The sequence below is a fragment of the Pseudoalteromonas sp. PAB 2.2 genome, assembly GCF_001938575.1.
Classification (GTDB): domain Bacteria; phylum Pseudomonadota; class Gammaproteobacteria; order Enterobacterales; family Alteromonadaceae; genus Pseudoalteromonas; species Pseudoalteromonas lipolytica.
The window spans coordinates 88,428-110,871 of the sequence record NZ_LYPI01000012.1; the positions used below are offsets into that span (position 1 = coordinate 88,428).

Below are 22,444 nucleotides of genomic sequence, written 5' to 3' on the forward strand. Positions count from 1 at the left end.
GCTTGCGCATTGTTGTAAACATTTCAGGGTCTGTTAAGTTTATATACATAAGATAACCCTTTTATACATATAAGATAACCTGTTTACTGTGACTTTTCGAGTCGAAAACAGTGACCTATATCAAGGAGAAAGGCATGAGTAAAGCACAGCCATTTAATATTGTTATTGCTGCTGTGGCATTGGCAATAGGTTTACTGGGACTTGGCTTTATATTGAAAAGTGCGGCACTTGATGTCAAAGCAATGGAGCGCACCGTCAATGTTAAAGGGCTTGCTGAAATGGAAGTGGCTGCAGACACCGTAATTTGGCCATTACAATTTTCAGATGCCGATAATAACCTAGAGAAGCTTGTTGCACGCATTGAGAATAAAAATGATGCGGTGGTGGCATTTTTAAAATTACACGGCTTTAATGACGAAGAAATTAGCAATGGCAGCCAATCAATTATTGATAAACAAGCCCGAGAGTATGGGGGAGAAAATCAGCAATTTCGCTACATTGCTCGCTCAAATGTGATTGTATATTCTAGCGATATTGAAAAAGTTCAGCATGCTTTGGGTCAAGTTAGTCAATTAGCCAAGCAGGGCATTGCCGTGGTACAAGATAATTACGAAACACGCATTCAATATTTGTTTAATGGTTTAAACGAAATTAAACCAAAAATGGTCCAAGAAGCGACCGAGAAAGCACGTGAAGTCGCCATGAAATTTGCCAAAGACTCACAGTCTAAATTGGGCAAAATAAAAACGGCGCATCAAGGCCAGTTTTCGATTAATGATAGAGATTCAAACACACCACAACTTAAAAAAGTACGCGTGGTGACCAGTGTTGAATATTATTTATCTGACTAAGCCAAATACAACAGCAAGAGGCAGTCGCATGTGAGTGCACACAATCACCATGCGACTCAGAGCACCTAATATAAACCCACCACTAAATGCGATGGCAACTCCCAGCAAACCCCACTGATCTTTTAAAATGAATGCCATTAAAATTGTCACGCTGGTCGCCGCTAATAATACGTATAAATTAATCAGCGGATTGCCTTTTAATTTTATAAGACTGCTTGCGAGTATGCGTGCAGGCAGAAAAAGTTGCCCGAGTAACATGAGCATAAGCACCCAAAAACCTTGTTGTAATTGTGTTTCGCCATACAGGCTCAGCAGTGGCTTTGCTAATAGTGCTAGGATAATGATTGCGCCAAAATTAAATCGCCACAGTACACTCATTAATTCACTAACGGCTTTTGAATTATCGTTTTCGGCCATTAATATCGGTTTTAAATACTGGTTGGCGGCATTGCCTAAAATAGTCAGCAAGCCTGCAATCACAACCGCAGGAAAAAACACACTTACGCCCTGCGCGCCAAACCAATGATGAACAAGAAGTACATCGAGCTTGGCAACCAGCACTGTGCCAGCACCGCTTGCTAACATGATTAAGGAATCTTTACACCACTGTTTCGTTTGATAGCGTGCGATACGTGGTTCAATTATGCCTTTGATGAGCCAGTATTGATAACACACTACGCAGAGCATACTGCAAAACAACAACACACAAATACTGACTAGTGATAATTCGCCATAGCTAAAATAAAGCAAAAGACATAAAAGTGCGCTGAGCAGTTCAAAAATGCATTGCTGGGTGATAAGGCCGATTTTAGGTTTATTTAAAGCCACTAAAAAAGCAGACTGACTTTGCATAATGGCACCAATCGGGACTAGTAGCAGTAAATAAATAACGTGTTCTTTGGCACTTTGATGCGGTGAAATTGCTTGAAAGCTAATAACGATAGAGGCCACAAAAAGCACCCCAAAAATAGCCGACGCTGCTAAATAAACATGCCTTAAACCACGTAATAAGTCATGTTGTTGGTGTGTGTATAGCGGGTAGCTAATGCGCATTAATGATGAGGAAAAACCCATGCTGGCTGGCAGTAGAAGAATTTCACACAGCGCTAATAAAGCAGCAAAAGTACCAAATTCATCAGTGGTAAGTAACCGTGCCAAGCACAAGGTAAGAATGATACGGCTGCCATGGTTAAGGGCCGTAAAACTACTTAAAGACAAAAAGCCTTTGACGACATCTTTGTTCATATTACGACTGTTTAAGTGCCGTGATTAATTGACTCGTTGATACTTGTAAATAGGCTGCACACAGCAAAACTTTACAGTCTGCATTTGTTGGCAAATGCGACGCGTAAAACGCTTTTAGTTGAGAGATTAATGCATTTACGGCGGAAGGACTGTGGCGTTGGTCAACTTCCATCATGGCCAGCAGAGCTGAAAACTCATGCTTTGCCAGCATTTGGGTATTTTTATTACACGCGATAAAGCAGCCAATTGGCGTTAACTGATCATGGTTTAGGGTTGTTAGAGCATCAGCTAAACTTTCGTTACTTTCAAAGAGCATGAGTGAGCGTAGGTAGTTAAATGGTAGCGCGTCTGCTCTACATTGACTAAAAAGGTGATGTAACAGGGTATTGCCTTGCTGATCGGTGATACTAAACGCGTTTTGAAATTTCAGACCGGGCGTGAAAAAGCTAAGCTTATCAATATCATCTATAAAGCTCACCGCTTCGCGAGGCAAAGGGCTTGCCTCAAGTAAGTGCGCTGCAACATTTTGTAAAAACAGGTATTTTACTTCACTACTGCACGCTAGTTGATAGAGGTGTTGTAATTGCGCTGCCTGCAAAACCCCCGATAAACGTTGGTAATCGCTAAGCAGTTCTTTTAATTGATGATGCTGAAGTCGGCTGTTCAATTGATCAATAGCGCTTTGCATGAAAATACTCGTTTTTTATTATTTATACATTTATAGCTCAACGACTTGTTTAAATAAATAAAAAAGGCCGCTGAGCGGCCTTTTTAAAGTCTATTTAGTTTAAGCAGCTTGTTTTTTTGCAACCCACTGGTCAACAAATTTCTCAAGTACATTTAATGGTACTGCACCATTTTTAAGTACAACATCGTGGAACTCACGAATATCGAATTTATCACCCAGCTGTTCTTTTGCAGCTTCACGCAGCTCTAATATCTTTAACATACCCACTTTGTAAGCGGTTGCTTGAGACGGCATTACAATGTGACGCTCAACCATTTTAACGCCATCAGACGTTGCGTTTGGTGTGTTATTAACGTAATAGTCAATACCCTGTTGGCGTGTCCATTTCATCGCATGGATACCGGTATCAACAACTAAGCGACACGCACGCCATAATTCCATTGCAAGGCGACCGAAGTCTGAATATGGGTCTTCATATAAGCCCATTTCTTTTGGTACTAGCTCAGAGTATAAGCCCCAGCCTTCAACATACGCAGTGTAACCACCAAACTTACGGAACTTAGGCACGCCTTCAAGTTCTTGTGCGATGGCGATTTGCATGTGGTGGCCCGGAATACCTTCGTGATAAGCAAGTGCTTCCATTTGGTAAGTTGGCATTGCTTCCATATCGTAAAGGTTTGCGTAGTAAATACCTGGGCGAGAGCCATCTGGCGCAGGTTGTTGATAGAACGCTTTACCTGCTGCTTTTTCGCGGAATGCTTCAACAGCTTTTACTTTTAAATCGGCTTTTGGTTTAACAATGAAAAGCTCATCTAAGCGAGATTTCATGTTATCAATGAGGGCTGTCGCTTCATCAAGGTAGCGCTGTTTACCTTCCGCTGTATTTGGGTAGTAGAACTGCTTATCAGTTTTCATGAATTGCATGAATGCTTTTAAGTCACCGTCAAAGCCTACTTTTTCTTTAATCGCGCGCATTTCGTCGTGAATACGTGCAACCTCAGCTAAACCAATTGAGTGGATTTCTTTTGCTGTTAAATCGGTTGTTGTTGTGCGTGCAAGGGCATTGTTGTAGAACGTTTCACCATCTGGGAATTTCCACGCACCATCACGCTCGTCAGCGCGTTTTTCTAACTGCGCTAAATAGTTAATTAACTTCGTGTAAGAAGGCTTAACAGCCGCTTTAAGTGCTTTTTCTGCATCGCTGATAAGCGCTGATTTTTCGCTTTCACTAATCTCTAATGCGGCAACTTTACGTTTAAAGTCAGCTAAAAGAGTTGAGTCTTCACCTGTATCAAATGGTGCACCATGTAGAATGTTCTTGCTTGAATCAATGACATGTGGGAATACAAATTTAGGTGCGATGATACCTTTATCAGCACGCACGTCGAGGTCTTTGATTAGTTGATCAATAACCATCGTTACGCCGTTTAAGCGAGAGATATACGCTTTCGCATCTGAGACATCAGCAATTTGATGTTGGTTAATTAAAAATGCAGGGATCATCGAATGAACACCAAACATTTGATTTACAGGGTAGTTGTAATGACGCCATTTGAAATCTGCAATTTCATTTTCAAGTGCTTGTTTTTTTAGGTCGTAGCTTACTTTTGTCGCGTCATCTAATAGTTCGCGGTTAATTGCTTTTAAAGCGACAAGATCAGCTTTGGTTTGCTCAAAGTCTGCAAGAACGCGTTCTTCGCTACCATCATCCCATTTATCGTAATCTTTTTTGATACCCATGTATGTTTGATAAACAGGGCTTTTCATTACATCACGGTTAAACGTGTCTTCAAAAAACGCATTCGCTTTATCGATTTCACTTTGTACAGGTTGGGTTTGTACAGTGGGCGCTGGGGTTGGTTGTTCTTGCATTTGTTGGCAACCGCCAAGTAATGCAACACTTACCGCTGCAGCGATGAAGGTCAGTTTACGCATTATCGTTCCTTTCTTGTTAGAAATTTAATTATTAATAGAATTCTTAAACGAACAATTCTAGCAGGTCATTTAAAAAGCGCTGGCCTTTTGCACTGACTTGCCAATTGTTTTTATTATCTGTTAGTAAGCCTTTTTTAATTGCTTCGTTCAAGGCTTGTTCTTGGCTTTGCAGTGACAAATTTGTAAGCAAAGATAAATCACCTTTTGGGCAAGGCTCAACTAAACGAAAACGATTCATAAAAAATTCAAACGCTAAATCATCGTCAGCAACCTGCCATTGTTCGTACAAATAAGGCTTTGCGAGATCCATATAACCACGCGGATGTTTAACTTTTACTGTACGCGTGATGATCTTCGTATTTGCGTCAGTCACCTTACCATGGGCCCCACAGCCAATACCGAGATAATCGCCAAATCGCCAATAATTTAAGTTATGTTGACATTGGTAGCCGGGTTTCGCATAGCCAGAAATCTCGTATTGCTGATAACCTGCATCTGCAAGGAGTGCTTGTCCCTGTTCTTGAATGTCCCACAATATATCGTCGTGCGGTAACGTGGGGGGTTTTGATGCAAACTGAGTATTAGGTTCAATTGTTAATTGATACCACGAAATATGCGGGGGATTTAATGCGATGATTTTTTCAAGGTCACTAAGTGCATCTTCAAGAGATTGCCCTGGTAAACCATGCATTAAATCTAAATTAAAACTGTTGAGCCCAGCTTGGTGTGCTTGTTTTGCTGCATAGCTTGCTTCATCCGCGCCATGTATACGACCGAGGGCTTTCAGCTTGTCGTTCTGCATGCTTTGCACACCAATCGAAATTCGGTTTATGCCAGCCGCGACATACTCTTTAAAACGGCCTGTTTCTACAGTGCCAGGGTTGGCCTCTAAAGTGATTTCGCAGTTTTCACTCAGGCCAATTAATCTATCGACCTCGCCAAGTAAGCGGGTGTATGCCTCACCTGTGAGTAAACTTGGCGTGCCGCCACCTATAAAAATACTGTGGATTTTACGCCCTTGTACTAAATGTAAATCCGCTTTTAAGTCATCAATTAGGTGTTGAACATACTCTTTCTCGGGGATCGTACCTTTTTGACCATGGCTGTTAAAGTCGCAGTACGGACACTTTTGCACGCACCACGGTACGTGCACATATAAACTTAACGGGGGTAAACTCACAGGCCGCCTTTTTGCTGCAATTGCGCAAGTAGTTGCTTAAGTGCTTGGCCGCGGTGGCTCAGGGCATTTTTTTGCTCTTTTGTCAGCTGTGCGCTGGTGCATTGTTCTGAAGGCACATAAAAGATGGGGTCATAACCAAAACCGCCTTGGCCATCTTGGCTGTGCGTGATTTCACCTTCCCAGCTCGCACTGCAAATAAGCGGTGTCGGGTCATCAGCATGGCGCATTAAAACCAGAACACACCAAAAACGAGCGCTACGTACAGGGTTATCAGCCAGCTCGCTTAAAAGTTTATCAATGTTGTCTTGGTCACTGGCATTTTCGCCAGCAAAACGTGCAGAATAAACACCTGGTGCGCCATGTAAGCCATCGACTTCGAGGCCAGAATCATCTGCAATTGCAGGCAGCCCAGTAATCTTTGCTGCATGACGCGCTTTTATTATCGCGTTTTCAACAAATGTAGTGCCTGTTTCTGGCACGTCAGGAACCTGAAAATCGCTTTGTGGAACCACATTAATGTTAAGCGGGCTAAGCATGCTCGCCAGCTCTTTTACTTTGCCAGGGTTACCCGTGGCTAAAACTAAAGTGTTGTTCATAGGGGCATTAATCTACGTAAAATTTTTGCTGAAATGTCAGTGTTTGTACTTTGCCGTTTTTATTAATCTCGATATTAAAACGGTAAATTTCTTCATTGCTGTAGTCGATTTGTGCAAGGTAATAAATCGCATCGCCTTCAACAACTTCTTTAAATTCAAGTTGTTTACTATTGCCGAGTAGGTTACGTGCCGTGCCTGTTAGTGTGGCAGTTTGCGCCGTTTTATCGCTGTTTTTTAGCACCGAAATATTAATAATTCCTTTGCTTGGGCTGCGCACTAAATCGTAGTTTTTGGCAATGTCGGGTTGTATAAAGGTTGAAGGAAAAGCGATGTAATGTACTTCAAATGGACCAAGTATTTTATATTGTGCGCCGGCTTGTTGTTCAGCCTTCGCTGCTGTTGTGAATAAACTGAGGGCAAGTAAGGTAAAAAGAATAATCTGTTTCATGGTATTTCTCACTTAATAAAAGAGGCCTTACGGCCTCTAAATTAGATACTCAATGTTTAGCCAATCAAATCAATTAATAAAAATTGTAAGAACTGCAAGGCAATGATCAGTACTAAAATTGACAAGTCTAAACCACCCAGTGGTGGTATAACTTTACGAATAGGGCGTAACATAGGTTCAGTTAGCTGGTGGAAAACCGCTTCAATAGGGTTGTAGCCTTGGCTTACCCAGCTTAATAAAGCACGAATAATTAACACCCAAAATAGTAAGTTTAACCCTTCTTTTATTACCGTGATTAACGCAGTCACAAAGACAGGCGCGGCAGCCCAACCACCATAAAACAGTAAAAAGACGGCACTAAGCTTTGCCACTGCGACTAAATACGCAAGGACTAACGACGCGATGTCAAAGCCACCCAACCCTGGAATGATTTTACGTAATGGGTTTACTGCAAACGATGTAGCTTTTACCACAAACTGGCTAATTGGATTATAAAAGTCAGCTTTTGCCGCTTGTAACCAAAAGCGTAAAAGGACCACCATTAAAAAGAGATCAAAAATAATCTCAACGAGGAATTGCATGGCTTGCATAGTTTTACCTTCAACAAAGTAAGCTTAAAGTTCTTTTTCCATTTCTTCTGCGCGGGCAATACAGGCATCCATTGCATCGGCAACGGTACCAACAAGGCCTTGTGCTTTCAGGTGCTCAACGGCTGCGTGAGTTGTACCGCCTTTTGATGTGACGTTTGCACGCAGCTGTGAAATACTAATGTCTTGCTGAGAAAGCGCCATTTCAGCTGCACCTAGCGCCGTTTGTTGTACTAAGCGGCGTGCATCTTCATCACTAAAGCCAAGTGCTTTTGCCTTTTCTTCGATGGCTTCCATAAATAAGAAAAAGTAAGCGGGCGAAGAGCCGGTAACGGCGATGATATCGTTTATTTGCGACTCTTGCTCGACCCAGACAACAATACCTGTACATTCAAATACTTGCTGTACAAACTCATGCTCTTCTGCGGTTTCGTCAGCGCCAAATAGACCCGACACGCCACGACCAAGTAATGATGGTGTATTTGGCATACAACGAACCATTTTTACCTTTTGGCCCAGCATTTCACGTAAACGATTTACGGTTAAACCTGCCGCGACAGAGATAAATAGCTTGTCGCTAAAATCAACGCCTGAATCTTGGAATGATTGGCATAAATCGCCCATCATTTGTGGTTTAACAGACAATACAATCACATCTGCATCACGAAGTGCCGCGTTGTTATCCGCGGTGGTTTGCACCCCGAAATCAGCAGCAACCTTAGCTAATTTCTCTTGGTTGCGATTGGTTGCAATGATGTTTTTTGCTGCAAAACCGTTCTTTACCATGCCGCCAATAATGGCGTAGCTCATGTTACCCGTGCCTATAAATGCGATTTTTTTATCTGACATATGTCTGTTATCACCTTTTAATTTCGTTGGCCAAATATATCCGTGCCAATGCGTACCATGGTTGAACCAGCTGCAATTGCTGCTTCAACATCGTTACTCATACCCATCGACAAGGTGTCTACTTGGGGATATTGGGCCTTTAGTTTATCAAAGCAAGCGCTTAATTGCTCAAAATATTGTAATTGTTGCTGTGCATCGTCGGTTTTGGCTGGGATAGCCATCACGCCACGCAAACATAAATTATCGCAGCCACTAATAAATTCTGCCAGTGACATTAGCTCATCAGGGTGGCAGCCTGACTTAGCCTCTTCTAAACTGATATTAACTTGGATTAATACGTTCAGTGGTGTTTTGTCTTTTGGTCTTTGCTCGCTAAGACGTTTGGCTATTTTTGTACGGTCGACACTTTGTACCCAGTCAAAATGTGTGGCCACTTGGGCGCTTTTATTGGACTGAATGGGGCCAATAAAGTGCCAAACTATGTCTGTTAAGTGGGCAAGTTCAGTGACTTTTGTCACGGCTTCTTGCACGTAAGACTCACCAAATTGGCGTTGGCCGTGCTGGTAGGCAGCCACAATATCTTCGACTGGTTTAGTCTTTGAAACTGCTAACAAGCTAATAGCGTGTTCATCGCGTTGATTATTTTTTGCAGCTAGGGCAATTCTTGCGTAGGCGGATTTGAGTCGTTCTGCTATTGTAACCATATAATTATCAGTTGGTTGTGGAGTCATAAATGGATATTACCGAATTATTGGCCTTTAGTGTGCAACACAAAGCCTCGGATTTACACTTATCATCGGGTGTGTCACCTATGATACGCGTTGATGGCGATGTGCGTCGTATAAATATTCCAGCATTAGAACAAAAAGATGTAAATAGTCTGGTTTACGATATTATGAACGATAATCAGCGTAAGGACTATGAACAAAACCTAGAAGTGGATTTTTCATTTGAAGTCCCTAATCTTGCGCGTTTTCGTGTTAATGCATTTAATTCAAACCGTGGTCCTGCGGCGGTATTCCGTACTATCCCCAGCGAAGTATTAACGCTTGATGATTTAGGTGCGCCAGATATTTTTAAAACCATTTCCGATAACCCGCGTGGTTTAGTGTTGGTTACTGGGCCTACGGGTTCGGGTAAATCAACTACCTTAGCGGCAATGGTTGATTACATTAATCAAACTAAGCATCATCATATTCTCACGATTGAAGATCCTATCGAATTTGTTCACGATAACAAACTGAGTCTGATTAACCAACGTGAAGTGCACCGTGATACTCACAGTTTCTCGAATGCGCTGCGCAGTGCGTTGCGTGAAGACCCAGATGTTATCTTGGTTGGTGAGCTACGTGACTTAGAAACTATCCGTCTTGCTATGACCGCGGCCGAAACGGGTCACTTGGTTTTTGGCACCTTGCATACGACCTCGGCACCAAAAACAATCGACCGTATTATTGACGTTTTCCCAGGTGAAGAAAAAGACATGGTGCGCTCAATGTTGTCTGAATCATTACGGGCTGTTATCTCGCAAACACTGCTTAAAAAAGTAGGGGGCGGGCGAGTGGCTGCACATGAAATCATGATTGGTGTGCCTGCAATACGAAACCTGATCCGTGAAGATAAAATTGCGCAGATGTACTCATCGATTCAAACGGGAGCATCTCATGGTATGCAAACCATGGATCAATGTTTAGCAAATCTAGTGAACTATGGGATTGTTACAAACGCGGATGCGCGCGCGAAGGCGCAAGATAAAACCCAATTTGGTGGCTAACGGAGAAAGTTGACATGTCTTTACCTTTAAATCATTACTTAAAAGTGATGATTACTAAAAACGGCTCTGACTTATTTGTTTCAAGTGAGCTGCCAGTAAGTGCGAAAATTAATGGTGAACTCATCCCGTTAAGTGACGAGAAACTTTCTGATGAAAGCGCACTTGCTATGGTTGAGTCAGCGATGAACGAGAAGCAGCGCAAAGAGTTTCACGACACCAAAGAGTGTAACTTTGCGATTGCTAACGATGAAGGCCGTTTCCGTGTTTCGGCATTTTGGCAGCGCGATCGGGCTGGCATGGTTATTCGTCGAATCGTGACCACCATCCCTGATGTTACTGATTTAGGCTTACCCTCTATTCTTACCGATGTGATCATGGCGAAACGGGGTTTAGTTCTGTTTGTAGGTGGCACGGGAACGGGTAAGTCAACCTCGCTTGCGGCACTGCTAGGTTATCGTAATCGAAACCAGCGCGGGCACATTTTAACTATTGAAGACCCGATTGAATTTGTCCATGAACATCGTAAAAGTATCATTACTCAACGTGAAGTGGGCCTTGATACCGAGAGTTTCGAATCGGCGTTGAAAAGCTCACTGCGTCAGGCGCCAGATGTCATTTTGATTGGTGAGATTCGCTCGCAAGAAACCATGGAGTACGCATTAAGCTTTGCTGAAACAGGGCATTTATGTGTGGCAACACTGCATGCTAATAATGCTAACCAAGCCATTGACCGTATCATGCATTTAGTGCCAAAAGAAAAGCACGATAAGCTTAAGTATGACTTAGCACTTAACTTACGTGCCATCGTCGCGCAGCAATTAGTGCCGACCTCTGATGGGGAAGGGCGCGTTGCTGCCATTGAAATTTTACTTAATTCTCCTATGGTTGCGGAGCTTATTAAGCGCGGCGATATTGGCTCAATAAAAGAGACCATGGCAAAATCGAAAGAAATGGGAATGCAGACCTTCGACCAAGCTTTGTTCGAACTTTACAAGCAACATCGCATCAATTATGCCGATGCCTTGCATCATGCTGATTCACCAAACGACTTACGCTTGATGATTAAGCTGCAAAATAATGAACAAAAGGGCGCTGGATTCTTACAGGGCGTCACCATTGATGGCCTTGATGGTAAGAGTGAGGACTGATGTTGTTGCGAATAAATTTAATCGCTGTGTTATTGCTGTTGAGTTGTGCGCTGCCCGCGCACAGTATTGATGCAAATGAAGTGGTTATATTTATTCGCGATGATGTGTTTGATGATTACAGCCGGTTTTTAAAAGGGCGAGAGCCTATTGAAGTAAAAGACTTTAGCGGCGCGTATATTCGTCGTGATGTGGTTGATATGATCATTGCCCAGCAAGCTTTGATATTGGGGGGATTTACCAAGCCTTTTCGATATCACAAAGGCAATATCAATTACCGAAACACCAAACTGTTAGAAAATGGTAAGTTGCTTATTAGTTTTGACAGTGTGTGGTCACTCGATGCAAATAAGTTGACACGGGATGTGTATGTGTCAGCCCCGGTGATCCGCGAAGGGGAGTATTTTGCGGGGGTATATACTTCGCCTCGTAATGAAAAAGTATTTAAGATAAACCAGCTGTCTGACTTTTCTCAGTTAACGGCGGTTTCTACACCACGCTGGCAAACCGATTGGCAGACACTGTCTGCGTTACCGCTAAAAGAATTACTGCGCGAAGATGAGTGGCTGAGCCAAGTCCGAATGGTATCAATGCAATGGGTTGATTTTGTGATGATGCCCTTAATGCCAAGTTTAAATAATCGCTATATTCTGGAAGATATTAACCTTGTCGCGGTGCCTGATGTGCTACTGCAGCTAAATGATAGTCGTCATTTTATTATTTCGAAGAAACACCCCGATGGCAAAGCAGCGTATACGGCTTTGCAAAAAGGCTTGCAGCAATTACGCGAGGCGGGTGCAATAGAAAAAGCCTACCGCGAGGCAGGCTTTATTCCTGATTTAACACACTATACGGTTATTAATAAACAACCTTAGTCGCCATAAAACTGTTCAAAGAAACTTTCAAGAATAATCACCGCAGACATATTATCCACGTTACCCTTACCTAGATTTTTGTAACCGCCTTGTTCAAATAAGCGCGCTTTGGCATCTGCCGTGGTGAGTCTTTCATCCTGGGTTTCAACCGGAATCGCAAAGTGATTGTGTAGTCGGTTTGCAAACTTTTTGGCTTTGAATGTGACATCTTGCGTGGTGCCATCCATATTGAGTGGCAAGCCAACAACCATCAAATCAGGTTGCCACTCATCGACCTGTTTTTTAATAAGTTGCCAGTCTGGGATGCCGTCTTTTGCTTTCACTGCTTGTAAGCTAGAGGCTGTCCCTGTTAACTCTTGACCTATGGCGATACCAATGCTTTTGGTACCAAAGTCAAAGCCCATTACAGTGCGTTCACCGATGGGCTTAAAAGTGCGTTTTGTCATAGTTGCCGTTTAATTAGTGCGTTTAGGTTAAGCGTGACCGGCTTCAGAGCTTAGTTGACTGACATCAAAACCCAGCATAGAAACCGCTTTTTCCCAGCGTTTTTCTACGGGGGTATTAAAAATAATCTCAGGGTCAGCTTTAATGATTAGCCACGCATTTTCAAGTAGTTCTTGTTCAAGTTGTCCTTGATCCCACCCGGCATAACCTAAGGTGATAATAAACTGCTCGGGTGCTTGCGCTGTGGTGAGAGTTGCGAGCACATCTTTTGAGGTGGTGATCATAATATCACTACTGAGCTTTTGACTCGCCGTGTAGCCCGGCTTAGGCGAGTGCAGTACAAAGCCGCGATCCGTTTTCACGGGGCCGCCGGCGAACACTGCGCGGCCTGCGGCTTGTTGCGTCTTGTCGTTATCAATCTCGATTTTATCGAGTAACTCACCCACCGTGATATTGATAGGCTGGTTAATCACCAAGCCCATCGCACCATCTTGATTATGCTCACAAATATAAGTAACAGCACGCTTGAAAAAAGGGTCTTGCATGCTTGGCATCGCGATTAAGAAATGGTTCTCTAATGACTGCATAGGTCGCCCCTTTTGTTAGGTTTAATTAAGTATGGCTCAGTTTTCTCTCAATGGCATCAAATAAGTGACCAGTAATTGAAATGTCGTAAGCGGCTTCAATTTCTTTGACACAGGTTGGTGCCGTCACATTGATTTCTGTTAGGCGGTCGCCAATAATATCTAAACCAACAAAAATAAGCCCTTTCGCTTTTAGTGTCGGTGCGACAGCTTCAGCAATTTTACGGTCTGAATCACTAATAGGACGTGCTTCGCCACGCCCGCCAGCCGCAAGATTGCCGCGCGTTTCGCCATTTTGAGGAATGCGAGCAAGGCAGTATGGCATGACTTCACCATCAACGACTAATACGCGTTTATCGCCTTGTTTTATTTCTGGAATATAGTTTTGTGCCATGGCAAAACGGCTACCATGTTCAGTCAACGTTTCGCAAATAACACCAATATTCGCGTCATCTTCTTTAACGCGGAAAATTGACGCTCCCCCCATACCGTCCAATGGCTTTAAGATAATGTCTTTATGCTCAGCTAAAAATGCACGAATATCGGCTTGGCTTCGTGTTACGAGCGTATCTGGAGTGTGCTCACTAAACCAAGCGGTGAACAGTTTTTCATTGGCATCACGTAAACTCTGTGGTTTGTTGATAACCAAAGTGCCTGCTTGTTCTGCACGCTCTAAAATATAAGTTGCGTAAATATATTCGGTATCGAAAGGAGGATCTTTACGCATTAAAATTACGTCTAAATCAGCAAGGGCAATGGAGGCTTTTTCTTCAAGCTCATACCAATGATTTACATCATCAAATACACGGGCTTTTGCTGCTGTGGCATAGCCTTGACCTTGGCGCAGTGACAGGTCGTCCATTTCCATGTAGTAAAGTTCGTAACCGCGTTTTTGTGCTTCTATCATCATTGCGAAGCCAGTGTCTTTTTTAATATTAAAGCCACTAATAGGATCAGAGATTATGCCTAACTTAATTGCCATGTTTTTGCCTTTCAATGGTATTGCCATACTGTGGTTAGTGATCTTGATATATGGGTGTTTTTACGATTTTCAATTCGCTAAATCACCAAACTGTAATTGCAATGCACTCAGTACCGTTAATGCCGCGGTTTCGGTGCGCAGTACACGTGGGCCTAAACGAATATCAACGAACGCTTGTTGTTTCGCAATCTCAAGCTCTTCATCGGTAAATCCTCCTTCAGGGCCCACTAAGAACCGCACGCCTGACGAAGGAACTTGAATGGTCTTAATGCTGTGCTCTGCACGTGGGTGCAAGGTTAACTTTATGGCATCGCTGCTTTGTTCTAACCACTCTTTGATATCAATTGGAGGGTGCACCACAGGGACAAAATTTCGTCCAGACTGCTCAGCAGCTGCGATGGCTATTTTTTGCCATTGTTGGTGTTTTTTAGCTAAACGTTCACCGCTGAGTTTGACACCACATCGTTGACTAAAAATAGGAGTGATTTCAGTGATCCCCAGCTCCACTGATTTTTGAATAGTAAAGTCCATTTTGTCACCTCGTGAAACCCCCTGACCTAGGTGGATTTTAAGTGGAGACTCTACGTCATGATCAATAAACTCGAGTGGTTGTACAACGACGTTCTTTTTACTTACTTCAATGATTTCACTGAGGTATTCGCCACCTTCACCATTAAATATTGACACCTGCTCACCGACTTTCATACGAAGTACGCGACCAATATGGCCAGCAGCATCTTCATCAAGGGTGACGGGGTTATCTAATGTGATAACAGAAGGTTGATAAATATGAGGAACTCGCATGGGCTGTCACTTATAAAATAATTTAGCGATATGGTAAGTAAGCAGCGGCTTAGGTGCAATTATTTATTTAAATCTTCGCTTAAAGTGAGGATTTCAGCGCGTGTTTCGGCAATATCTGTTTGGCAAGATAGGTGGTTAATATGTGCGGGATCAGGGCAGGGAATGAAATCAAAGCCTTGCTCGTCTTGGTTTACTAAAAAGCGTACTTTATGCAGTGAGTTATAAATAAATTTTTGCGCGTCGTCTGCTAATTGGTAATCGGTTTGATTAATTAAAACACCTTGAATGTTATGGTGTTCATGTAAATAGCTGGCAAGCTCAGAGACACTTATTTCATTACTAAAATCACAGTAGCAATAATCTTTGATGAGTTGTTCAAACATCAGTTTGACCATATGACGGCTATTCGCACCTGCTACCACAAGGGTAGACCCTTGTGCGTTGGCAAAGTAATGTTGCGTAAATGCGCGACTAAAGTCACTGTCTACATCAACAAGTAAGTAATTGTTTACTTTAAATGGCATGGTGCCTCACGATGTACGTACTTCCGTATCAAATTGAAAACATACTAATTAGTAAATAGCCTATCGCGCCGAAAACGGCAAACTCTATGCATGCAATACCTATGTTATCTTGGTGATCCACTTCTAATGATGTATCTATATTGGGTAGTGAAATATATTTAATTATGTAGCTTAGCACATATAACAATACCCACATCGCACCACAGTGAGACACTAAAGTAAATAAGTTTTCAACCATCTTACCACTAATAAATGAAGCACTGGCAAGACCAGCGTAACCCGCCAATGCAAGGCCAATAGACTTACCCGCATAGCGAATACCAATAGAGGTGTTTTCTAAATTAAAGTTACTTTGTAATGAGGCACCTTGGTTTGCTTTAGCAAAGCGGTATTCACGAATTTTACTGTCCAGCGCAAACATCCCTTGTAATACAAAGAAGCTGACCGTTGCGATTAATAAACTACTGTATCCTTGAGTATGGCACCAGTTGTAAAGTCCTAAACTGATAATACAGTTTGCGATTAACATACCGGAGTCAACAAGCGCGGCACACACGTTTTGCTTGAGAATGGCGGCCTCTTCGTTAAAGCGATGTAGAATCCATTTGCGATGAATTAAGTGGCCGACTTTAATAAAGGCGAATAATAACACTATTAAAATAACCACCTTGAGTGGGTTAGACTGGGCTGCACTTAGACTAATTTCATCAAAAATGTACGCGATAGTTGCGATCACTACTAAGATTTCACTGGCAAAGCTGATCCCCATTGCAAAGTTATCATGCTGGGCTAGTTCTTCCTTAAGCGCTTGTTTTGCCTTGATTTGCGTTAGGATGCGTAGGAGCACGATGGTGATGCAAATTACAGCGAAACTAATGGCAATCGCAAGTAAACTAGTGTTAGATAGTGATAAATATTGCATGCAGATCCCTGCTAAAAAGATTCTTTGATAATCATTCTAGTACGGTTACAGGTAAGTTAAAAGAGAGTATTTAATGAGTAATTTACACCCGCTTCCAGAAGCGCTTCAGCAGCTAGGTCAGACACGCTTTGCTGATTTGTATCCAGGCCAAGATGTTGAACCAAGTATTGTTAACTTATTGTCTTTAAGTGACTTTGCCTGGAGCTGCTTACAATCGCAACCAACATTAAAAGCGTGGTTGTTAGATACCGATGAACTTGCTAATCGCACCACAGAACCGCCCCTCAATAGCAATGAACTCTCAACCCTTGATGATGCGGCGGCAATGGCAAAATTGCGTGTATACCGAGAAAAATATTGGCTAAAAGTCGCCTATTTAGACTTATGTTGCCAAAACCCGATTGATGACAGCATTGCTTATATCTCCGAGCTTTCAGATCAACTTATCGACAGTGCGAATCAGTGGGCATTTGCACAAGTAGCAAACGTGAGTGGCACACCGCTGAACAGTGCTGGAGAGGCCATTCCTATGATGGTACTTGGCATGGGGAAATTAGGGGGCAAAGAGCTTAATTATTCGTCTGATATTGATTTGATTTTTTCATACCCGCGAGATGTCGCAACCCAAGGTGGACGTCGCTCTGTCGAAGCACAGGTCTTTTACACAAAGGTTGCCCAAAAGCTTATTATGGCGCTAAATCAAACCACCGTTAATGGCCAAGTTTTTCGTGTTGATATGCGTCTGCGCCCATTTGGCGAAAGTGGCCCTCTGGTCATGAGCTTTCAAGCACTTGAAGATTATTACCAAGAACAAGGGCGTGAGTGGGAGCGCTACGCCATGCTTAAAGGGCGTTTAATTGGCGCTGAAAATTGTTACTGGAAAGAGTTTTATGAGCTACTAAGGCCCTTTGTATACCGACGTTATATCGATTTTTCGGTGATTGAATCTTTACGAAAAATGAAACAAATGATCGCACAAGAAGTACGCCGAAAACGTTTAACTAATAACATAAAACTTGGCGCAGGCGGAATTCGTGAGGTGGAATTTGTGGTGCAAGCACTGCAAATGGTTCGCGGCGGGCGCGAAGCTAACTTGCAAACTCAGTCGCTCTTATTAGCTTTGCAAGAGCTTGTTAATAATCAAGTGATTGAGAAAAAAGAAGCTGATTTACTTAAGCATAATTACTTAGCGCTTCGTCGTATTGAACAGTACTTACAAATTTTCGCAGACAAACAAACACAAACATTGCCAGATGACGCGCAAAATCAGCAGCGTTTATGCTACTTACTTAAGCAGCCCGATTTTGATAGCTGTCTTGTGGCTATTAATAAAATAATGGCCGACGTGCACGGTGAGTTTGAGCAGGTGATAGGCTTTGAAAGTGACAGTGCAGACCCATGTGAAAGTGAATTTATCAGTGCATGGGAAATGACCGACGTCAGTTTGATGTGCGAGCCTAATCTAGATTGGCAGACTGCGCTTGATGATTTTAAAGCACGCTTAACGAAAGCCAAAATAGGCACCCGTGGTCGTGATATTCTCGATAAACTCATGCCACTATTGCTTAAGCAACTTACGGTAACGAAAGCGAGTAGCGATGCCTTTACCATGATTTGCCAAGTGCTGAATAAAATTATCTCGCGAACGGCTTACCTAGAGCTTTTATATGAAAACCCAGGTGCACTTAATCAATTGGTTGCACTGTGTTGTCATAGTAAATGGATTGGCGAACATATTTCTCGTTATCCAATTTTGCTTGATGAATTAATTGATCCCCAGGTGCTTTACAAACCAACGCCGTTATCTGCTTACAAAGATGAAATTAGGCAGTATTTTCTACGCATTGAGCATGGCGATCTTGAGTTACAAATGGAAGCTTTACGCCAGTTTAAGCAAACTCATCAATTGCGGATTGCCGCGGCCGATGCCACAGGTGTTCTTGATGTCATGAAAGTAAGCGATCACTTAACTGCGCTTGCAGAAGCGATTGTAGAGCAAGCGGTTAATATTGCATGGCATGCTTGTGTTGAGCGTTTTGGCCGACCAACAAATACCTCGGAGCAAGAAAAAGGATTTGCAGTTATTGCTTATGGAAAAACGGGGGGATTTGAAGTGGGCTACGACTCTGATCTCGATTTAGTGTTTGTTCACAACCACGATGGCAGTAGCTACACCGATGGCGACAAGTCGATTGATTCGCGTCAATTTTATTTAAAACTCGCTCAGCGATTAATGCACTTATTTAATACTCGTACAGCATCAGGCATTTTGTATGAACTGGATACGCGTCTGCGCCCTGAAGGGGCGTCGGGGTTACTCGCAATTAATCTTGAAAGCTACTACCACTACCAGCAAACGCAGGCCTGGACATGGGAGCATCAAGCCCTTGTACGCTCGCGTATGATCTACGGTCAGGCATCGTTGAGTGAACGTTTTGCAGAAATTCGTCAAGATGTATTGTGCCAAGCGCGTGAAGCAGACAAATTACAAAAAGACGTGGTTGAAATGCGCGAAAAAATGCGTGCCCATCTTGCCAAGGGGACCGAAGAGTTATTTGATTTAAAGCAAGACCAAGGCGGTATAACCGATATTGAATTTATCACTCAATATGTTGTGCTCAAAAATGCGCATCAGCACCGTGCGCTGACATGTTGGTCTGATAATGTGCGCATTTTGGCTGATGCCGCTCGTTTTGGGTGTATTTCAGAACGTATGCAGCGCGATTTAGTCGCTGCATACATTGAGTATCGCTCGCGTTATCATATGATGAGTTTAAATCAGCAAGGCCGTTGTGCCCCTCGTGCTGAGCTAACTCAGCACATAGCACTTGTAAAGCAGGTGTGGCAGCAAGTATTAGCTTTTTAAACGACGGCAGTTTTCACGTACATAAGCAGAGGGCAGTTCAGTGATCACCGCTGCTCTTTGCTTAAAGCAGAAAAATGTATACACCTCGCTTTCAAAGTCGTCGTTAATTGCCCTGCCTACTTGGTACAGGGCAGAGACAAAATTACTATCAACACGAAAGTGATCTTTAACAACGTAATCTTTGCTTAAATACCAATACAACACAATGTCTTCGTTACGTGCGTAATCGGACAACACATCCTTGAGGGTTGTGCCGTTTTCAAAGCGACGCGGTTGCACATCACCCGTCCAGTTAGGTGAAGAGGGCTCAACGACTTTTTCTCGTTCAAACAACGCCATATCAAGGCTTGTTTCAGGTGCGGGCAACTTGAGCACGTATTTATCACGCTCGTTGTCTTTACTGTTCACTTGATTTCTAAGGGCAGCGTAAAAACGGGATAGTCCCTGTGCTGCAGCATTCTGAGTATCCTTGATATCAAGAACTGGCCCGCTGCCAAATAAAAAATAAATCGCAGCAGCAATTAAAATTACAGCTAATGATAAATGCTTAACCCAAAACCACATTTCTAATTCTCTTGTTGTTTACTCGTTTAATAAAACCATACAAATTAAAAATTGTCACTCTACTTATAATAAGAAGGGGCGTTCTCGTCAGGGCGTGTTTTAAAACGACGGTGTAACCACATGTATTGTTCGGGCGCTAAGTCGATTGCCTGTTCCATACGTTGGTTAACACGCGTCACATCTGTCAGGTTATCGCCAGATGGAAAATTTTCAAGAGCCGGCAGTACCATTAAATGATAACGCCCTTGCTCATCTCTGCGACTGGTCAAGCTCACTGTTTCACAGTATTTACTGCTTGAAAAAAGTAATGTTCCCGTGGTTGTTGCTGCATCTTGAACAGCATAAAAGGGCGCAAACTCACAACGGTTACGGCCATAATCTTGATCAGGTAAGTAATAGCATACTTTTTTGTTTTTAAGCGCTTGTAGTAAGCCTTTTACATCGCGTTTGCCAATTAGGTATTCGTTAGAACGCAACCGCCCGTTGGTGGTGAAGTATTCCATCAATGGGTTATTGTGTGGGCGATAAAAGCCTATGCCTTGGTGCTTTATTCCCATGATTCGGCTGGCCATTTCTAAATGCAAAAAATGTGGAACCAGTAACAAAACTCCTTTACCCGATTGCTGCGCTTTTTCAAAGTGTTCAAGTCCTGTTACTGAACCAAACACTTTTTTAATTCGCCACTCTGGCCACCACCAAGCCATGCCTGTTTCCATCATGGCTATGCCGGTGTTTTCCATGTTTTTTAGTACCAACTCACGTTGCTCGTGTTCAGGCATATTAGGAAAACATAACCGAATATTTACTTCTGCAATATGGCGGCGGCGCTTCATAAAGCGATGCACTAAACGGCCGATGAGTTTGCCGAGAAATAATTGGAATTTATGTGGTAACCAAGAAATTAAATACAGAAAAAATACGCCAACCCAAGTAAGCCAATAACGAGGGCCTAAAAAAGACGCTTTAAAGGGAGATGAACTAACCACAAAAATTATCTCTAAAAATAAAAAAGCTAGTTTAACTGTAAGTGTTTAAAAATACAAAAAGCCAGCAATAGCTGGCTTATAGAATCGTCAAGAATGATAAGAAATACTTAGATTTCTTTTAATCCTTGATTAATCGCGACGAGGTCTTCACCTGTTAATGTACCCGCAGCTTGCTTCAAGCGTAATGTAGAAACAACATAACGGTAACGTACGTTGGCAAGGTTACTTTTCGCGTTATAAAGATTTTGTGTGCTGATCAGTACGTCAACAATGGTACGTGTACCGACTTCAAAACCTGCTTCAGTCGCTTTTAATGCACTTTCGGCTGACACAACCGCTTGTTGAAGTGCTTTGTATGTAGCGATATCTGAAACCACTTGGTTATAAGACGTAATAACAGAACGTGTAACTGCACGTAAGCTTGCTTCTAAATCTTCGCTTGCTGCAACGTAGAATGCACGCGCTTGATCTGTCGCAGCTACGGTTGCTCCGCCAGAGTAAATTGGTACACTGAAATTAACGCCCACTCTGGCCGTATCTGTGCGTGGCTCATGTGAGTTTTTATTTAAATCTTCTAGGCCGTCACTGTACGATGCGTTGAGTGTCAGCTTAGGGTAGTGTCCTGCTTTTGCTAAGTCGATTTGATCTTTTGCAATATCGACAGTCACTTTTGACACTTGCAGATTTAAGTTTTTCTCTTCAGCGATTTTTATGTAATCAGTTGACTGTTTACTAGGTGCAACCGTTGAAAAAGTGTCCGTGTTCAACATGTCTAATTTAGCATGATATTTACCCGTGATTTCACGAAGTTGCTCACGCGCTGTTTCGACACTGTTCTTAGCAACAATTTCTTTTGCGACTGAGTTATCAAACTGAGCTTGAGCTTCATGAACGTCAGTTATCGCGGTTAAACCCACTGCATAGCGCTCTTTTGTTTGTTGAAGTTGGCGCTCAATGGCACGTTTCTCAGCTTGCACAAACTCTAAGTTATCAATCGCGCTCAATACATTGAAATAGCCTTCTGCCACACGCACGATAAGATCTTGTTTTGCAAAGTCGTATTGTGCAGATGCTTGTAAAGCCTGTTTATCAGCAATACCTAGGGTATTCCAAGCACCTAAATCAAATAATGTTTGGCTTAAGCTGATGCCACGGCTGAATACATCTGTATCGCGACTAAACTCAGCATAACCTGTCGCATCAGTGCCTTCGTATAATGTTGAATCTGTTGATTCATAGCCAAGGCTAAGACCAATTTGCGGTAATAGTGCACTTAACGCGCGATCGCTCTCATAAGCTTGCGCATCTGCTTGGGCTTTTGCTTTAAGTACGGTAGGATCGTTTGCTGTTGCAATCTCGTAAACTTGAAGTAGGTCTTCAGCGTAACTTGCTGTTGCAGTCAATGCGCTTGAAAAACCGATAAGCGCAGCGAGTAGTGTTTTTTTCATTGTTCGTTCAGTCCTTAGACAATTTTCGTACTGTCACCATGGTACTCTTTTTTAATGAATAACCAAAAAAAAAATACGTAAATCTGCATGTCCAAGTGTAACAGAATATAATTGGCCGTATTTTTTACGCATAATGTATAGGAAATA

General features: G+C 42.6%; 23 protein-coding genes. 5 read left to right on the forward strand and 18 right to left on the reverse strand.

Annotated elements, in window-relative coordinates; all coding sequences use genetic code 11:
• Positions 1–134: 134 nt before the first annotated feature.
• On the forward strand, positions 135–851 hold the full coding sequence (locus BWD47_RS11735) for an SIMPL domain-containing protein (protein ID WP_065979686.1): 717 nt from the start codon (positions 135–137) through the stop codon (positions 849–851).
• Here the strand turns inward: BWD47_RS11735 and BWD47_RS11740 are convergent.
• The 9 genes from BWD47_RS11740 to BWD47_RS11780 all read right to left on the reverse strand — a co-directional run bounded on the left by BWD47_RS11740 (position 840) and on the right by BWD47_RS11780 (position 9,110).
• Entirely contained in the window at positions 840–2,096 is a 1,257-nt protein-coding gene (locus BWD47_RS11740; RefSeq protein ID WP_036966054.1) for a lipopolysaccharide biosynthesis protein, read from the reverse strand. The two genes, BWD47_RS11735 and BWD47_RS11740, sit on opposite strands and share 12 nt — an antisense overlap.
• 1 nt (position 2,097) lies before the next feature.
• Complete coding sequence (locus BWD47_RS11745) at positions 2,098–2,784, reverse strand: hypothetical protein (RefSeq protein WP_075594027.1); 687 nt, start codon at positions 2,782–2,784, stop codon at positions 2,098–2,100.
• Positions 2,785–2,883: 99 nt separating this feature from the next.
• The gene (locus tag BWD47_RS11750) at positions 2,884–4,719 is read right to left on the reverse strand and encodes a DUF885 family protein (RefSeq protein ID WP_075594028.1); all 1,836 of its coding nucleotides are present in this window, start codon (positions 4,717–4,719) and stop codon (positions 2,884–2,886) included.
• A gap of 43 nt (positions 4,720–4,762) precedes the next feature.
• Positions 4,763–5,899, reverse strand: a complete 1,137-nt coding sequence (gene hemW, locus BWD47_RS11755) for a radical SAM family heme chaperone HemW (protein ID WP_036966064.1) — start codon at positions 5,897–5,899, stop codon at positions 4,763–4,765.
• A complete protein-coding gene (locus tag BWD47_RS11760; RefSeq protein WP_065979689.1) occupies positions 5,896–6,495 on the reverse strand; it encodes an XTP/dITP diphosphatase in 600 nt (199 codons plus the stop codon). The genes hemW and BWD47_RS11760 overlap by 4 nt, the downstream gene beginning before the upstream one ends.
• A gap of 7 nt (positions 6,496–6,502) precedes the next feature.
• A complete protein-coding gene (locus BWD47_RS11765; protein ID WP_065979690.1) occupies positions 6,503–6,943 on the reverse strand; it encodes a DUF4426 domain-containing protein in 441 nt (146 codons plus the stop codon).
• Between the two features lie 56 nt (positions 6,944–6,999).
• Entirely contained in the window at positions 7,000–7,533 is a 534-nt protein-coding gene (locus tag BWD47_RS11770; RefSeq protein WP_036966072.1) for a YggT family protein, read from the reverse strand.
• 24 nt (positions 7,534–7,557) lie between these two features.
• Positions 7,558–8,379 (reverse strand): pyrroline-5-carboxylate reductase, encoded by an 822-nt coding sequence (proC, locus tag BWD47_RS11775; RefSeq protein WP_036966075.1) that lies wholly within the window; start codon positions 8,377–8,379, stop codon positions 7,558–7,560.
• 17 nt (positions 8,380–8,396) lie between these two features.
• The gene (locus tag BWD47_RS11780) at positions 8,397–9,110 is read right to left on the reverse strand and encodes a YggS family pyridoxal phosphate-dependent enzyme (protein ID WP_065979691.1); all 714 of its coding nucleotides are present in this window, start codon (positions 9,108–9,110) and stop codon (positions 8,397–8,399) included.
• A gap of 2 nt (positions 9,111–9,112) precedes the next feature.
• Here BWD47_RS11780 and BWD47_RS11785 point away from each other — a divergent pair, with 2 nt between their 5' ends.
• Genes BWD47_RS11785 through BWD47_RS11795 form a run of 3 tightly spaced genes read left to right on the forward strand, consistent with a single transcriptional unit; the run spans position 9,113 to position 12,173 of the window.
• Complete coding sequence (locus BWD47_RS11785; protein ID WP_036966081.1) at positions 9,113–10,153, forward strand: type IV pilus twitching motility protein PilT; 1,041 nt, start codon at positions 9,113–9,115, stop codon at positions 10,151–10,153.
• A gap of 14 nt (positions 10,154–10,167) precedes the next feature.
• Positions 10,168–11,301 (forward strand): PilT/PilU family type 4a pilus ATPase, encoded by a 1,134-nt coding sequence (locus BWD47_RS11790; protein WP_036966084.1) that lies wholly within the window; start codon positions 10,168–10,170, stop codon positions 11,299–11,301.
• Entirely contained in the window at positions 11,301–12,173 is an 873-nt protein-coding gene (locus BWD47_RS11795) for a hypothetical protein (protein ID WP_065979692.1), read from the forward strand. Before BWD47_RS11790 ends, BWD47_RS11795 begins: the two co-directional genes overlap by 1 nt.
• On the opposite strand, the gene ruvX is transcribed toward BWD47_RS11795, so the two are convergent.
• The 6 genes from ruvX to BWD47_RS11825 form a co-directional block, all read right to left on the reverse strand.
• Positions 12,170–12,619: a Holliday junction resolvase RuvX gene (gene ruvX / locus BWD47_RS11800; protein ID WP_075594029.1), complete on the reverse strand. Its 450-nt coding sequence runs from the start codon at positions 12,617–12,619 to the stop codon at positions 12,170–12,172. The genes BWD47_RS11795 and ruvX overlap by 4 nt on opposite strands.
• Before the next feature lie 27 nt (positions 12,620–12,646).
• Positions 12,647–13,204, reverse strand: coding sequence for a YqgE/AlgH family protein (locus tag BWD47_RS11805; protein ID WP_036966093.1), 558 nt, complete (start codon positions 13,202–13,204; stop codon positions 12,647–12,649).
• 25 nt (positions 13,205–13,229) lie between these two features.
• Complete coding sequence (gene gshB / locus BWD47_RS11810; RefSeq protein WP_075594030.1) at positions 13,230–14,183, reverse strand: glutathione synthase; 954 nt, start codon at positions 14,181–14,183, stop codon at positions 13,230–13,232.
• 69 nt (positions 14,184–14,252) lie between these two features.
• Positions 14,253–14,987, reverse strand: coding sequence for a 16S rRNA (uracil(1498)-N(3))-methyltransferase (rsmE, locus tag BWD47_RS11815; protein ID WP_036966098.1), 735 nt, complete (start codon positions 14,985–14,987; stop codon positions 14,253–14,255).
• A gap of 59 nt (positions 14,988–15,046) precedes the next feature.
• Positions 15,047–15,511 carry a hypothetical protein gene (locus tag BWD47_RS11820; protein ID WP_036966101.1) on the reverse strand — a complete coding sequence of 155 codons (465 nt, stop codon included), beginning with the start codon at positions 15,509–15,511 and terminating at the stop codon, positions 15,047–15,049.
• A gap of 28 nt (positions 15,512–15,539) precedes the next feature.
• Entirely contained in the window at positions 15,540–16,433 is an 894-nt protein-coding gene (locus tag BWD47_RS11825; RefSeq protein WP_075594031.1) for a hypothetical protein, read from the reverse strand.
• A gap of 73 nt (positions 16,434–16,506) precedes the next feature.
• Between BWD47_RS11825 and glnE the strand changes: the two genes are divergently transcribed.
• On the forward strand, positions 16,507–19,299 hold the full coding sequence (glnE, locus tag BWD47_RS11830) for a bifunctional [glutamate--ammonia ligase]-adenylyl-L-tyrosine phosphorylase/[glutamate--ammonia-ligase] adenylyltransferase (RefSeq protein WP_075594032.1): 2,793 nt from the start codon (positions 16,507–16,509) through the stop codon (positions 19,297–19,299).
• Here the strand turns inward: glnE and BWD47_RS11835 are convergent.
• The 3 genes from BWD47_RS11835 to tolC form a co-directional block, all read right to left on the reverse strand.
• Complete coding sequence (locus tag BWD47_RS11835; RefSeq protein ID WP_036966110.1) at positions 19,288–19,863, reverse strand: TcpQ domain-containing protein; 576 nt, start codon at positions 19,861–19,863, stop codon at positions 19,288–19,290. The genes glnE and BWD47_RS11835 overlap by 12 nt on opposite strands.
• Positions 19,864–19,922: 59 nt before the next feature.
• On the reverse strand, positions 19,923–20,849 hold the full coding sequence (gene lpxL, locus BWD47_RS11840) for an LpxL/LpxP family Kdo(2)-lipid IV(A) lauroyl/palmitoleoyl acyltransferase (RefSeq protein ID WP_075594033.1): 927 nt from the start codon (positions 20,847–20,849) through the stop codon (positions 19,923–19,925).
• A 107-nt stretch (positions 20,850–20,956) separates the two neighbouring features.
• Positions 20,957–22,297: an outer membrane channel protein TolC gene (gene tolC / locus BWD47_RS11845; RefSeq protein ID WP_036966116.1), complete on the reverse strand. Its 1,341-nt coding sequence runs from the start codon at positions 22,295–22,297 to the stop codon at positions 20,957–20,959.
• Positions 22,298–22,444 lie beyond the last annotated feature (147 nt).